Origin of the sequence: Streptomyces sp. NPDC020597 (genome assembly GCF_044335095.1) — a bacterium.
In the GTDB taxonomy this organism is placed as follows: Bacteria; Actinomycetota; Actinomycetes; order Streptomycetales; family Streptomycetaceae; genus Streptomyces.
Window position 1 is genome coordinate 58,849 of sequence record NZ_JBIRUL010000026.1, and the last position, 12,540, is coordinate 71,388.

At 72.5% G+C, this 12,540-nt stretch carries 14 protein-coding genes; 9 read left to right on the forward strand and 5 right to left on the reverse strand.

The features are described 5' to 3' along the window. The first annotated feature begins 192 nt into the window (after positions 1-192). The gene (locus tag ACH4ZA_RS31980; RefSeq protein ID WP_398432726.1) at positions 193-669 is read left to right on the forward strand and encodes a hypothetical protein; all 477 of its coding nucleotides are present in this window, start codon (positions 193-195) and stop codon (positions 667-669) included. 66 nt (positions 670-735) lie between these two features. Here ACH4ZA_RS31980 and ACH4ZA_RS31985 read toward each other — a convergent pair whose 3' ends face one another. Further along, entirely contained in the window at positions 736-1,188 is a 453-nt protein-coding gene (locus ACH4ZA_RS31985) for a flavodoxin family protein (RefSeq protein WP_398432727.1), read from the reverse strand. A gap of 161 nt (positions 1,189-1,349) precedes the next feature. Here ACH4ZA_RS31985 and ACH4ZA_RS31990 point away from each other — a divergent pair, with 161 nt between their 5' ends. Both ACH4ZA_RS31990 and ACH4ZA_RS31995 read left to right on the forward strand, forming a co-directional pair. Further along, positions 1,350-1,934 carry a hypothetical protein gene (locus ACH4ZA_RS31990; RefSeq protein WP_398432728.1) on the forward strand — a complete coding sequence of 195 codons (585 nt, stop codon included), beginning with the start codon at positions 1,350-1,352 and terminating at the stop codon, positions 1,932-1,934. A 111-nt stretch (positions 1,935-2,045) separates the two neighbouring features. Next, positions 2,046-3,182 (forward strand): LacI family DNA-binding transcriptional regulator, encoded by a 1,137-nt coding sequence (locus ACH4ZA_RS31995; protein WP_398432729.1) that lies wholly within the window; start codon positions 2,046-2,048, stop codon positions 3,180-3,182. A gap of 107 nt (positions 3,183-3,289) precedes the next feature. On the opposite strand, the gene ACH4ZA_RS32000 is transcribed toward ACH4ZA_RS31995, so the two are convergent. Then, positions 3,290-4,186, reverse strand: coding sequence for an alpha/beta hydrolase (locus tag ACH4ZA_RS32000; RefSeq protein ID WP_398432730.1), 897 nt, complete (start codon positions 4,184-4,186; stop codon positions 3,290-3,292). A gap of 377 nt (positions 4,187-4,563) precedes the next feature. Here ACH4ZA_RS32000 and ACH4ZA_RS32005 point away from each other — a divergent pair, with 377 nt between their 5' ends. From ACH4ZA_RS32005 to ACH4ZA_RS32015, 3 genes are all read left to right on the forward strand, one after another. Next, entirely contained in the window at positions 4,564-4,938 is a 375-nt protein-coding gene (locus ACH4ZA_RS32005; protein WP_398432731.1) for a hypothetical protein, read from the forward strand. A gap of 228 nt (positions 4,939-5,166) precedes the next feature. After that, positions 5,167-5,562, forward strand: a complete 396-nt coding sequence (locus ACH4ZA_RS32010) for an ArsR/SmtB family transcription factor (RefSeq protein WP_398432732.1) — start codon at positions 5,167-5,169, stop codon at positions 5,560-5,562. A gap of 182 nt (positions 5,563-5,744) precedes the next feature. Beyond that, positions 5,745-6,212: a hypothetical protein gene (locus ACH4ZA_RS32015; protein WP_398432733.1), complete on the forward strand. Its 468-nt coding sequence runs from the start codon at positions 5,745-5,747 to the stop codon at positions 6,210-6,212. Between the two features lie 213 nt (positions 6,213-6,425). On the opposite strand, the gene ACH4ZA_RS32020 is transcribed toward ACH4ZA_RS32015, so the two are convergent. The 3 genes from ACH4ZA_RS32020 to ACH4ZA_RS32030 all read right to left on the reverse strand — a co-directional run bounded on the left by ACH4ZA_RS32020 (position 6,426) and on the right by ACH4ZA_RS32030 (position 8,840). After that, positions 6,426-6,674 carry a hypothetical protein gene (locus ACH4ZA_RS32020; RefSeq protein WP_398432734.1) on the reverse strand — a complete coding sequence of 83 codons (249 nt, stop codon included), beginning with the start codon at positions 6,672-6,674 and terminating at the stop codon, positions 6,426-6,428. A gap of 238 nt (positions 6,675-6,912) precedes the next feature. After that, positions 6,913-7,590, reverse strand: a complete 678-nt coding sequence (locus ACH4ZA_RS32025; protein WP_398432735.1) for a response regulator transcription factor — start codon at positions 7,588-7,590, stop codon at positions 6,913-6,915. Next, on the reverse strand, positions 7,587-8,840 hold the full coding sequence (locus ACH4ZA_RS32030; protein WP_398432736.1) for a sensor histidine kinase: 1,254 nt from the start codon (positions 8,838-8,840) through the stop codon (positions 7,587-7,589). The genes ACH4ZA_RS32025 and ACH4ZA_RS32030 overlap by 4 nt, the downstream gene beginning before the upstream one ends. 125 nt (positions 8,841-8,965) lie before the next feature. Between ACH4ZA_RS32030 and ACH4ZA_RS32035 the strand changes: the two genes are divergently transcribed. The 3 genes from ACH4ZA_RS32035 to ACH4ZA_RS32045 all read left to right on the forward strand — a co-directional run bounded on the left by ACH4ZA_RS32035 (position 8,966) and on the right by ACH4ZA_RS32045 (position 12,305). Next, the gene (locus ACH4ZA_RS32035) at positions 8,966-9,913 is read left to right on the forward strand and encodes an ABC transporter ATP-binding protein (protein WP_398432737.1); all 948 of its coding nucleotides are present in this window, start codon (positions 8,966-8,968) and stop codon (positions 9,911-9,913) included. Continuing rightward, complete coding sequence (locus tag ACH4ZA_RS32040) at positions 9,910-11,472, forward strand: ABC transporter permease subunit (RefSeq protein ID WP_398432738.1); 1,563 nt, start codon at positions 9,910-9,912, stop codon at positions 11,470-11,472. The genes ACH4ZA_RS32035 and ACH4ZA_RS32040 overlap by 4 nt, the downstream gene beginning before the upstream one ends. A gap of 107 nt (positions 11,473-11,579) precedes the next feature. Then, on the forward strand, positions 11,580-12,305 hold the full coding sequence (locus ACH4ZA_RS32045) for an ABC transporter permease subunit (protein ID WP_398432739.1): 726 nt from the start codon (positions 11,580-11,582) through the stop codon (positions 12,303-12,305). Positions 12,306-12,540 lie beyond the last annotated feature (235 nt).

A 12,540-nucleotide genomic window follows, 5' to 3' on the forward strand; every position in this document is an offset into this window, starting at 1 on the left:
CGGCACGGCGGGCCACCCCCGCGCGTTCGGCCGTGAGTGCAGTCGACGCAGCGGGACGGCGGGTCCCGTGCGCCCGCGCGGCCGCTGACCCGTTCGAGTGGCCCTCCGCCGCTTCCCGTCGTAGCGTCGACACCGCACCTCGCCGGGGCCCGGCACACAGCCGGGCCCCGGCTCGGGCGGCTGGGAGCCACGATGCGACACACGCGACACACGACGCGAACCACGGTCACGCTCTGTGCGGCGCTGGGCCTGACCGCGGCGGTCGGATCGGCAGCGGCGACGCGGGCCGCTTCACCGCCCGCGGCCCGAGCGGCCTCGGCCCGCCAGGCGACCGCACCGGTCCTGGTCGACTGCTTCTGGCACGCCCGGGTGCGGCCCGGCAACTTCGTCCTGGCCTGCGGCGACGGCAACAGCCGACTGGTCTCGTTGCACTGGGCCGGCTGGGGCGCCGGCTCGGCCCGGGCCACCGGGGTCAACGTCGTCAACGACTGCGATCCGTACTGTGCGGCGGGCGCCTTCCACCGGTACGCCGTCACCGTCAAGCTGGACCGGCCGCAGCCCTGGAAGAAGAACCCCCGGCTGCAGCACTACACCAGGATCACCCTGGCCTACCCGGGCGAGCGGCCGGAACAGCTCGCCCGCGTCGTCACCTACCCGCTGTGGAACTGACCCCGCGACGGTCCCGTACGCCTGCCGGGGCGGGCGGGCGCCGACCCGCGACGCCGATGCGGGCGCTCACGCCATCAGGCCGGCTGCCACCGTCGCGCCCAGCTCCCAGCAGGCCGCCGTCTCCGCCTTGTCCGGTTCCCCGGTGACGGTGACCGGCTCGGCCGCCCGTCGCCAGCCCAGCCCCGTGGTGACTGCCTCGATGCCGCGCACCGCGCCGGTCACGTCGTTGCCGCCGTGCACGTAGTAGCCGAAGGGGCGGCCCCGGGTGGCGTCCAGGCACGGGTAGTAGATCTGGTCGAAGAAATGCTTGAGCGCCCCCGACATGTAGCCGAGGTTGGCCGGGGTGCCCAGCAGGAAGGCGTCGGCGGCCAGGGCGTCCGAGGCGGTCGCCGCGAGGGCCGCCCGCCGTTCGACGCGGACGCCCTCGATCTCCGGCGCCGTCGCGCCCGCGACCACCGCTTCGAGCAGCGCCTGGCAGTGCGGCGAGGGGGTGTGATGGACGATCAGCAAGGTGGGCACGGCTCAAGACCCTGCCCCCTCCCCCGCCCCGGCCGCAAGCCGGGAACGCCGGGCCGGGCACGTGAAGTCCCTGCCCCGTACGGGGCGCGCCGGTTACGTTCGTCGCCCCCCGGGCACTCTGATACGACGAATGCCCGACTGTCGAGACACGGGGGTGCGGGGTGCTCGCTCGCAGTGCGGCGACGCGGAGTGCGGCGACGATGTGCGCGGCCGGTGTGCTGGTCCTGGTCGGCTGCTCGCCCGGGGACGACGGGCGCAACGCGGAGCCGGCGCGCACGGCGACCGCCCCCTCCGCCCAGCGTTCCGCCTCGCCCACGCCCTCCCCGTCCCCTCCTTCCCCGTCCGCCTCGCCCTTCCCTTCCGCCACGGCCGCCGCGTCTGCGCGTCCCTCGCCGGTCCCCGTCACCGGCCCGGACCAGAAACTGGTGGTCATGACCGTCAGCGGCGGCTTCGCCGGGGTGAACCAGGAGGTCACGGTCCGGGGCGACGGAACCGTCCGGGCCGCCGACAAGGGCCGGTCCGCGGTGAGCCGCACCACCACGGCGCAGTTCACGCAGCTGCGCACGCTGCTCGGCGACCCCGCGCTCGACGACGTCCCGGCGTTCACCAGGGACTCGGGCTCCGCGGACAGGTTCCAGTACGCCCTCCAGTTCGACGGCCGCACGGTCATGACGGACCGCTCCGCCGGCGAGCCCGCGCTCGACCGTCTCATCGACGCCCTCGAGAAGTGGCTGCCGAAGCACTGACGCCGGCCCCGCGCACCCCCGTGCCCCGGCGCGCACCGGGCGGACCTCGTCGCCGGCCGTGACCCCGGGTCTGGCATCATCGGTTCGAATCCAAGGCCACAGGGGGACACCATGCAGCGGGCGACGGGACGAGGCGCGGCCTCAGCGGCGCCGCGGAGCGTCGACGTGGCCCGGCTCGCCGGCGTCTCCCAGAAGACGGTCTCGCGGGTCTTCAACGACGAGCAGTACGTCTCCGCAGAGGTGCGCCGACGCGTCCTCCAGGCCGCCGAAGAGCTCGGCTACCGGCGCAACAACGCCGCCCGGGCGCTGGCCTCCGGACGGACCCGGGCCATCGGCGTGGTGACGCTGGGCACCGCCCTCTACGGTCCCGCCTCCCTGCTCATGGGCGTCGAGCGGGCCGTCAGGGACACCGGGTACGCCCTGCGCGTGGTCAACACCGTGGAAGGCGATCCCGCGGGCGTCGCGGGGGCCGTCGGCTCGCTCCTCGACCAGGGCGTCGACGGGATCGTCATCTCCGAACCGATCGACGAGCGGGGCGGCGGGGACGCCCAGGACCGGGAGGACCCGCAGGAGCGGCCGGACCCGGCGGACGAGCGGCGCCGACGGGAGGCCGAGGACGACGCCCGCCTCCGCGTCGACGTGCCGGTGCTGGTGCTCAGCGCGCCGTCGCCCGTCGTCGCCCCCCGCGTGCTGACCGCGGGCCACGGCGCCGACCGGATGGCCTGGGCGGCCACCGAACACCTGCTGCGACTGGGTCATGCGACGGTCCACCACCTCGCCGGCCCGCAACGCTGGTACGCCGCGCGGGACCGGATGGAGGGCTGGCGGACGGCGCTGAGGGCGCACGGCAGAACCGTGCCGCCGGCGGTCGAGGGCGACTGGTCCGCCGCGTCCGGGTACGCGGCGGGCCGTGCGCTCGCCGCGGACGGCGACGTCACCGCGGTGTTCGCCGCCAACGACGACATGGCGATCGGCCTGATCCGCGCGCTGACCGAGGCCGGCCTCCGGGTGCCCGAGGACATCAGCGTCGTCGGCTTCGACGACATCCCGGTCGCCGCGTTCGTCACGCCTCCCCTCACCACCGTGGCGCAGCCGTTCGACGCAGTGGCGCAGGACGGCCTCAGGCGGCTCGTGCACGTCATCGAGAACCCGGACGCACCGCCCCTGCCGGCGAGCGACCCTCCGGTCGACCTCGTCGTCCGCGCCTCGACCGCCGCCCCGTCCACCCGGCGGAATCCCGCCCGCTGATCGCTGACCGCTGCGCCCTCGCCTGCGACGGCGCGAGCCGAAGTCGCGTCAGGCGCATCGCATCGGCCGACGTCGCATCGGCCGACGTCTCGTCAGTCGGCGTCCCGTCAGTCGGCGGCCAACGCCGAACGCAGTGCGGCGGCCATCAGCTCGATGGCCTCCTTCGCGGCCGGCACCGGGCCCGTGTGGGTGAAGTAGTGGTCGACGTCCGCGAACACGCGATGTGTCACGGGCACGCCCGCGGCTTCAAGAGCCCTGGCGTAGGCGTCGCCCTCGTCGCGGAGGCGGTCGTTCTCCGCGACGACGACCAGAGCGGGCGGCAGTCCGGCGAGGTCGTCGGCCAGGCCCGGCGAGACGAGCGGGTCGGCGCGATCGGCGGGATCAGGCACATAGGCGCCGGTGAACGCGCGCATGAGCCACGGGGTGAGCAGCGGCCTGGGCGTGCGGGCCGTCTTGGCCGCCGGGTCGGTGACCATGTCGAGCGGCGCGGAGTCGATGATCTGCAGGCGCGGTGAGAAGGCGCCGCGGTCCCGGGCCGTGCGGCACACCGCGGCGGTCAGGTTGGCGCCGGCGCTGTGCCCGCCGACGGCCAGCCGGGATCCGTCCCAGCCGTGCGCCCCGCCGTTCTCGACGACCCACGCGGTCACGTCGTAGGCCTGGGTGACGGCGGCGGGGTACGGCCTCTGCGGTGCGACGGCGTAGTCCACGTTGACGACGACGCAGCCCGCCGTGGCGGCTATGCGGCGGCACAGGTGGTCGTCCTGCTCCGGCCGTGCCACGACGAAGCCGCCGCCGTGGAAGTTGACGTAGACGGGGGCCGGCGGGCCGGCGACGACCGGGGGCCGGTAGACGGTGCAGGCCACCGGCCCGGCGCCGGTCTCCACCCGGAGCGTCTGCGTGTCCTTGGGCACGTCGGAGAATCGCAGGTCCTTGTGCACGCGGGACATCACCCCGCCGAGCAGCAGTTGGACGGCCCTGGCCTGGATGCGGGGGCTGAGCGGCATGGTCGGTCCCGTTCTCGAGGTGCGGAATCGGCGATCGGCCGCGCCGTCCGATCGACAGGATTCCTGTTAATGGAGGTACATCCTGCACCCGGACGGGCCGGTGCGCCACCCTCCGGCGACAGAACGCGGAGCGCCGGGATCCCGCGCTCACCGTGACCGGTCTTCGATCGGCGTCGAGCCCGCGTTCCCCTCACTCACCGCACATCCGTTCAATCGCTCTATCCGCACGGTCAATTGCGTGCAGAGAACCGCGCGTTGCGAAGCCACTTGGGCCAGTCCCGGAAGCCGTCACCCTGCAGGAGGACGACCTTCGTACGGTCGGTGGCACCAGTGGAGCCGGAGGATCCCGGACCCGCGCAACCGGCAGGAGGAGCGCCATGGCGAACGTGGAGATCTCGATGAAGGAGACGATGACCTCGATCGAAGGGGCATTGGGAGTCGCCGTAGTGGACTACACGAGCGGCATGGCACTCGGCACACTCGGCGGAGGCAAGGATCTCGACCTGACCGTCGCCGCGGCCGGGAACACCGACGTGATCCGGGCCAAGGTGCGCACCATGGACCACCTGGGGCTCAAGGGCGAGATCGAGGACGTCCTGATCACCCTCGCCAACCAGTACCACCTGATCCGGCTGCTGAAGGGGCGCGGCGGCAGCGGCCTGTTCATGTACCTGGTGCTGGACCGCGAACGGTCGAACCTGGCGATGGCCCGCCACCAGCTCAAGCGGATCGAGGCCGAGCTCGAGGTCTAGCCGGCCGGACGCCCCGATCTCACGGGCGGACGGCCGCGGCTTCGCACACCCTCGAATTGAAGATGTCTTCATCTCGACACATCCAGATCAGCGCATCACACGGGTGTGCGGAGCCCGCAACCACCAGGATCGAGGCGCGGCACGTCGCGCGCGGCGGCGCACGGACAGCCGGGGCGGCCGCCGCGCCTCGAGATCCACCCCACCGAACACGGCAGGGAGCGAGCGACCATGCAGGTTCCCCTCTACCAGGCGAAGGCCGAGTTCTTCCGCATGCTCGGGCATCCCGTGCGGATCAGGGTCCTCGAACTGCTGCAGAACGGGCCCGTCGCCGTGCGGGACCTGCTCGCCGAGATCGAGATCGAACCCTCCAGCCTGTCGCAGCAGCTGGCGGTGCTGCGCCGGTCGGGGATCGTCGTGTCGATCCGGGAGGGCTCGACCGTCAGCTACGCGCTGGCGGGCGGCGACGTCGCCGAACTGCTGCGGGCCGCACGCCGCATCCTCACCGAACTCCTCGCCGGACAGAACGAGTTGCTGGCCGAGCTGCGCCAGTCCGAGCAGCCGCTGCCGATGCCCCACGCCCGTGCGGGACTGCCCGTGCCGCAGGGCGGCGCCGGACGGACGTGACGGCTTCGAGCCCCGAGCCGAACAGCGGCGCGGGGCTCGAACGAAACACACCGAATCGCCAGGGTCCGCCACCCCTTCCGCCACGTAGAAATATCTACAAGCATGCATATGCCGGGCGGCAGGCCGTCGCCGGTGGAGTCACACGAAGCCGACGGAGCAGACATGAGCGATGCGATGCCGACATGATCGATGCGATGTGGATGCGCGGCGTGGAGTGGCTGGCCGCCGCCGCGACGGATCCGCGGTCGTGCAAGCGGGACTGGGACCAGGGCGACGGCATCGCCCTGCTGGAAGCGGGCCGGTACTGGGACGTGCTGAGCGTGCCCGACCGGCTGGGGCTGCTCACCCTGGACCTGCTGTGGCAGGCCTCACGGCCCACGCCGGGGCCCACGCTCGTGGACACCGCCGCCCATCGCGTCGGCTTCCTCCTGCCGCCCGACCCCGGCAGCCGCTGGATCGGGGCCGGACTGCGGTACGCCGGGCGGGGCTCCTGGGTCGCGATGCCGCCGCCCTACCGGGCCGCCCGGTTCCTGGAGTGGCTGGTCCCGCCGGACGGGAGCGGCGCGCTGCACACACCGGCCACGCTGGAGCTGGCGCTGCGTCAGGCCAACGGCACACTGGCGGTGCTGAGGCCGGTCTGCGGGCCGTAGCGCATCAGGTCCACGGCGTCACGGCGTCGCCCCTTCGCGGACGGCGCGGGATACGGGCCGCCCGCACCCGGTGAGCACGGCCCCCGCTCGGCGGCCCGGGCAGCGTGCGGCCGCCCGGGCCGCGTGCGGCCAACACCCGCGCCACGCGGTCCACGGGTATCGCCGAGGTGAGCCCAAAAGGGGCCACGGGATGATCTTGAAGCCTTGAAGGGGTCACCGTACGGTCTGCGGCTGGGTCCGGGGGCCGGGGAGTTCGCCGGCCCGGAGGGCTGCGAAGTCGACGTGGGCCTGCTCGACGGCTTCGGGGTACGCCTCGTGCTTGGCGTGCTCGGCGAGCGCTCGGTAGACGCTGGCGACGGAGGGGCTGCGCCCCTTGCGCTTGCCGGTGGGGATGATCAGGTCGGGCTGGATCTGCTCGACGGACTCGCCGTTGGCCCTCCGGCGGAGCACGGTGTGGAGCATGTCGTCGGTGATGACCGGGGGCCGGCCGCCGTGCTTGCCCTTGCGTTTTGAGTGAGAGCGAGTTCTGAGAACCGATCGGAGATCAGCCGAGGCCCGGCGGGCAATTATTGATCTTGCTCGGGCAAAGGACCGTTTGTGAGAGTAACTGTGTCAGACTCCGAAGTCGGCTGCGCAGATGACTGGAGTCGGGTGCACTGACATGGCCTCCGCTCGTGGGCCGTCGGCCCCTGTCGGCTGCTCAGTTCGGTGGGACGGCTGGGTCGATGATCCGATATCCCACGCCGGGTGTGGTGGCGATGACCGGGGGGTCGCCGAGTTTGCGGCGCAGGCGGCTGATGGTCACTGTGACCGTGTTGGTGAACGGGTCGGCGTGTTCGTCCCAGACCTGTTCGAGGAGGCCTTCCGTGCTGAGGAAGGCGGGGCTCGCGTTCAGGAGGGCTTCGAGTACCGCGAATTCCTTGACGGAGAGGTCGAGTTGGTGGCCGTCGCGGCTGGCGGTGCGGCGCAGCGGGTCGAGTTCGATGCCCGCCGTGCTCAGGGTGCGGGACCGGGCGGCGGGGCGGCGGCGGGCCAGGGCGCGGATGCGCAGGACGAGTTCGGGAAAGTGGAAGGGCTTGGCGAGGTAGTCGTCAGCACCCAGGGTCAGGCCGCTGACGCGGTCGCCGGGTGAGTCGGCGGCGGTCAGCATCAGGACCATCACGCGGCCGTCCCGCTCGGTGATCATCTGGCAGAGGGTGTCGCCGTGGATGCCTGGCAGGTCGCGGTCGAGCACGACGACGTCGTACGCGTTGACGTCCAGCTTGGCCGCGGCGTCGAGCCCGTCGTGGGCCACGTCTACGGCCATGCCCTGGTCGCGCAGTCCCTCGGCGATGACTTCGGCGAGGGGGCGGGCGTCCTCGACCACCAGGACTCTCAACGCGCCACGCCCGTCTCTGTGTCGGGGGCTTCCGCTGTCGCCCTGCCGTCTGTACGGGGGAGGGTGATGGTCACGCGCAGGCCGCCGTCGGGGCGGGCGCGCAGGTCCAGGGTGCCGTGGTGGGCCTGGGTGATAGCCGCGACGATGGAGAGGCCGAGGCCGCTGCCCTGGCCGGTGCCGGTACGGTCGGCGCCAAGGCGGCGGAAAGGTTGCGCGAGGTCCGCCACCCGCCGCTGGTCAAGGACCGGCCCACTGGACTCGACGACGAGGGACACTGCGCCCGCGTCGTCTCCTTCGGCCCGTACCGCGACACTGATCCAGCCCCCGGGGTCGTTGTGCGCAATCGCGTTGTCGACCACGTTGTCGGCCGCGCGGTGCAGCAGCGTCTGGCTGCCCCACACCCACGCGGAGCCGTCGATCCGGATTTCACGCACGGTCAGCCCCTTGGCCGCAATGTCCTTTGCCCGTCCGGTCAAGGCGGTCAGCGCGAGTTGGCCTAGGGTGAGGCGCGCCGAGTCGGTGAACTCGCCGTGCTGGGTGCGAGCCAGGACGAGGAAGCTCTCCAGCAGCCGGTCCACCTGGTCGAGTTCGGCGCGTATCCGGGCGGCCAGCGTGGCCGTGGTCTCGGGCACCGGGCCCGGCTTGGCGAGGGCCACGTCCAGGGAGGCCCGCATCGTGGTGAGCGGGGTGCGCAGCTCGTGGGAGGCGTTGGCGACGAAGAGGCGCTGGGCGTCGAAGGAGCCCTCCAGGCGGCCGAGGAGGTCGTCGATGGTGTCGGCGAGGTCCTTCACCTCGTCGCCGGGGCCGCCGATGGCCAGGCGTTCGTGCAGGCTGTCGGCGGTGATCCGGCGGGTGGCCGCAGTCATCACTCGCAGCGGGCGCAGCACCCGGCCGGCGACGAACCAACCGAGGCCGACCGAGATCACCGCCATGACGCCGAGGGCGATAGCGGAGCCGATCACGATCTGCCGGGACTGGGTGTCGTGCGCCTGGGTCAGCTGCTGCTCCAGCTCGTCGATGCGGCCCTGGGCCTGTGCCGCCGTGGCGGGCTGATCGGTGCCGCCACCGGGGGCGGTCTGGCTGGAGCGCGATCCGCCGGATGCCACCACGGCCGCGATGGCCAGCAGCGCCGTTCCCGACAGCAGGAACAGAGTCACGTACAAGGCGGTGAAGCGGGCGCGGGCAGTGCCACGGCGCATGCCGAGCCGGGCAGGCAGGGCCGCGAGCCGTCGGGGCGGACCCCATGTCATCCGTATGCTCCCCTCTTGCCACTGCACCAGGACACGTGCCGGGCCAGGCTAAGCCGAGGCGCCTAACAGCGAGATGACAGTGGCCGTTCGGCCCCTGTAACTCGCTCCGCCACAGGGTGGAGCCCATGAGCGATGAGAGTACGAAGGCGACGATCGAGGTCATGGGTTTGCGTAAACGCTTCGGACCACAGCTGGCTCTGGACGGGATGACGTTCACCGTGCGGCCCGGACGGGTGACCGGTTTCGTCGGCCCGAACGGCGCGGGCAAGTCCACCACCATGCGCGTGATCCTGGGTCTTGACGCAGCTGAGGAGGGAAAGGCCCTGGTCGGCGGGGTGCCGTACCGCACCCTGCGTCGCCCGCTTCGGCATCTGGGGGCACTGCTCGACGCCTCCGCGCTGCAGCCGAGCCGTACCGCCCGTAACCACCTGCTGTGGCTGGCCCACTCACAGGGCGTGCCGCCCCGGCGCGTGGACGAGGTCATCGAACAGGCCGGCCTGGGCACGGCGGCCCGGCGCAAGGCCGGCGGCTTCTCGCTGGGCATGCGCCAGCGCCTGGGGATCGCGGCGGCGCTGCTCGGTGACCCGCCAGTCGTCATGCTGGACGAGCCGTTCAACGGCCTCGACCCCGACGGCATCGTGTGGATGCGCGGTTTCCTGTCGTCGCTGGCCCGGCAGGGCCGCGCCGTCCTGGTCTCCAGTCACCTGATGAGCGAACTCGAAGACACCGCGGACCATCTCGTGGTGATCGGTCGCGGCCGGGTCGTCGCGGACACCAGCGTGTCCGAGCTGCTCGCCGAGGCGTCCGGCGGCCGGGTCACCCTGCGTACCTCCGCGCCTCCGCGAGCCGCCCAGGTCCTGCACGGCGCGGGCGCCACCGTTCTCGCCACCGGCCCCGACACCCTCGGCGTCACGGGCCTGCCCGACGAGGAGATCGTGGCCCTGCTTGCCCGGAACGGGGTGCCGTTCTCCCAGGTGTCCGCGCACCGGGCGACGCTCGAAGAGGCGTACATGGAGCTCACCCGGGACGCGGTGGAATACCGGGGCATCCCGGCGGGGGAGGCCACGCGATGACAGCCACCCTCACCCCTCGCCCCCCGGCCACAGGGCGCGCTGAGCGGAGCGGGTTCCTCAGGACGCTGCACGCCGAGTGGACGAAGTTCCGTACCGTACGCGGCTGGGTCCTCGCCGTCGCAGGGGCGCTCCTGGTGACGATCGTGGTCGGCCTGCTCGGCACGGCCGCCCCCGCTCCCGGCGGTCGCGGCGCCGACTCCGCCTCGTATCCGAAGGGCCCCGGCGGCGAGGCCGTCAATGACAGCTTCTACTTCGTCCACAGGACGCTCACCGGCGACGGCGCCCTCACCGTTCCCCTGCGGTCGCTGACCGGTGTGGCCGACATCGGGATCGGCAAGACGGCCCAGGGCGCCCAGCCCTGGGCGAAGGCCGGGGTCATCGTGAAGGAAAGCCTCACTCAGGGATCCCCGTACGCGGCGGTCATGGCCACCGGCGGTCACGGCGTGCGCATGCAGTACGACTACACGCACGACACGACGGGTCCTTCCGGCAAGGTCACCCAGGAGTCCCCGCGCTGGCTGCGCCTGGTCCGCTCCGGCGACAGCCTCACCGGTTACGCCTCCACCGACGGCTCCCACTGGACCAAGGTCGGCCATGCGAAGCTGCCTGGGCTTGCGCGCACCGTGCAGGCCGGGCTCTTCGCCACGTCACCGGAGGCGAAGCAGGACACCGCGGCAGGCACGGGCTTCAGCCCCGCCGTGGCCACCGGCACCTTCGGCCGTCCCGGCCTCACCGGTGGCTGGTCCCAGAGCGCGTGGAGCGGCACACAGGTGGGTGGCGACGCGGGCACCTCCGGCAGCTACACGAACACCACCAAGGGCGGCTTCACCCAGACCGACGGCGGCGGGTTCACCGTGACCGGGGCCGGTGACATCGCACCGGTCGTCGGCGGGCCCGCCATGGGCGTCGGCTTCTCCGTCGAGAACTTCCTCGTCGGCACATTCGCCGGGCTGATCGTGGTGATCGCCGTGGGCACGGTGTTCATCACCGGCGAGTACCGGCGCGGTCTGCTGCGTACGACCATGGCGGCAACCCCCCTGCGGGGCCGGGTGCTTGGTGCCAAGGCGCTGGTGGCCGGGGGCGTTGCGTTCGCCATCGGCCTGGTGGCCGCCGCGATCACCATTCCCATCGGGGAACGCAGCGCGCGCGGCAGGGGCTTCCATGTCTTCCCCATCACGTCGGCGACCGAAGTGCGCGTCATGGTCGGCACCGGCCTGCTCTGCGCAGCCACCGCCGTGCTCGCTCTCGGCGTCGGCGCCCTGCTGCGGCGCAGCAGCACGGCGGTCGCCCTGGTCATCGCGTCGATCGTGCTGCCCTTCCTGCTTGCCGCCTCCGGCGTACTGCCCCCGGGCGTCTCGGAGTGGCTGCTGCGGGTGACCCCGGCTGCGGGCTTCGCCGTCCAGCAGACCCTGCCGCAGTACGCGCAGGTGCTCAGCGTGTACGAACCGTCGACCGGCTACTACCCGCTGGCGCCATGGGCCGGCCTCGCCGTGCTGTGCGGATACGCCGCGCTTGCCTTCGGTCTGGCCGTGGTGCGGCTGCGCGGGAGGGACGTATGAGTCTCCTGAGAAGTGCACGACTCACGAGCACGGCGGACGGCGCGTGGCGAGGGGACTTCGGCCGCGCCCTGCGCGCGGAGTGGACAAAGCTGCGGACCACAGGGGACATGGGCAGGTTGCTCCTGCTCGCCGTCGCGCTGACCGTGGCCCTCGGCTGCGGCACCGCCAAGGTCGTGAAGTGCCCGGATAAGGGGTGCGGCCAGGACGCCGTCAAGCTCGCCCTGACCGGCGTCACCGTCGGGCAGGCGGTCATCGCCGTCCTCGCGGTGCTGACCGTCAGCGGTGAGTACGGCACCGGAATGATCCGCACCACACTCACGGCGGTGCCGAACCGGCTCACCGTCCTCACCGCCAAGGCGACGGTCCTCACCACGGTCGTCCTGATCTCCGGGACGGCTGCCGTCCTCGCCTCGCTCCTCGCCGGCCGCTACATCCTGCCCGGCAACGGATTCACCGAGGCCCACGGCTATGCCCCGCTGTCCCTGGCCGACAGCCCGACCCTGCGCGCGGCCGTGGGCTCGGTCCTCTACCTCGTCCTGATCGCCCTGATCGGCCTCGGCGTCGCGACGGCGGTACGGGAGGCGGCGACCGCCATCGGGATCGTACTCGGGCTGCTCTATCTCTTCCCGATCGTCACCCAGGTGGTCAACGACCCGGAGTGGCAGCGGCACCTTCAGCAGATCTCGCCCATGCCCGCCGGACTCGCGGTCCAAGCCACCATCCATCTGCACGAGCTGCCCATCGGCCCATGGGCCGGCCTGGGCGTACTCGCCACGTGGGCCGCGGCCGCGCTGCTGGTCGGCAGCCTGCTGCTGCACAGGCGCGACGCGTAGCCGAATCGAGCCGACCACGAGCGCGGTGGATTCGGGCCCCTACCCGGCCCGGCGCCACACCCGCTCAACGATCCAGCCGAGCGGGAGCGACGCCGGGCGGGCGGGTCTTCAGGATGCCGGCCCGGACCCGCCGTCCGCCGCCGATCGGGCGGCTTCCGCCTCGGGCACGGTGCGGGGGCCGGGCACTATGGACACCGTGGCGGCGAGGGCGGTGGGCGGCGCGGTCCTCGGAGGG

Coding starts and splice junctions, on each gene's coding strand:
- ACH4ZA_RS32030 (WP_398432736.1), bottom strand. CDS start 8,840: ATGACATGGGGTCCGCCCCGACGGCTCGCGGCCCTGCCTGCCCGGCTC.
- ACH4ZA_RS32005 (WP_398432731.1), top strand. CDS start 4,564: ATGGCGAACGTGGAGATCTCGATGAAGGAGACGATGACCTCGATCGAA.
- ACH4ZA_RS32015 (WP_398432733.1), top strand. CDS start 5,745: ATGATCGATGCGATGTGGATGCGCGGCGTGGAGTGGCTGGCCGCCGCC.
- ACH4ZA_RS32035 (WP_398432737.1), top strand. CDS start 8,966: ATGAGCGATGAGAGTACGAAGGCGACGATCGAGGTCATGGGTTTGCGT.
- ACH4ZA_RS31995 (WP_398432729.1), top strand. CDS start 2,046: ATGCAGCGGGCGACGGGACGAGGCGCGGCCTCAGCGGCGCCGCGGAGC.
- ACH4ZA_RS32045 (WP_398432739.1), top strand. CDS start 11,580: ATGGGCAGGTTGCTCCTGCTCGCCGTCGCGCTGACCGTGGCCCTCGGC.
- ACH4ZA_RS32020 (WP_398432734.1), bottom strand. CDS start 6,674: ATGCTCCACACCGTGCTCCGCCGGAGGGCCAACGGCGAGTCCGTCGAG.
- ACH4ZA_RS32000 (WP_398432730.1), bottom strand. CDS start 4,186: ATGCCGCTCAGCCCCCGCATCCAGGCCAGGGCCGTCCAACTGCTGCTC.
- ACH4ZA_RS31980 (WP_398432726.1), top strand. CDS start 193: ATGCGACACACGCGACACACGACGCGAACCACGGTCACGCTCTGTGCG.
- ACH4ZA_RS32040 (WP_398432738.1), top strand. CDS start 9,910: ATGACAGCCACCCTCACCCCTCGCCCCCCGGCCACAGGGCGCGCTGAG.
- ACH4ZA_RS32010 (WP_398432732.1), top strand. CDS start 5,167: ATGCAGGTTCCCCTCTACCAGGCGAAGGCCGAGTTCTTCCGCATGCTC.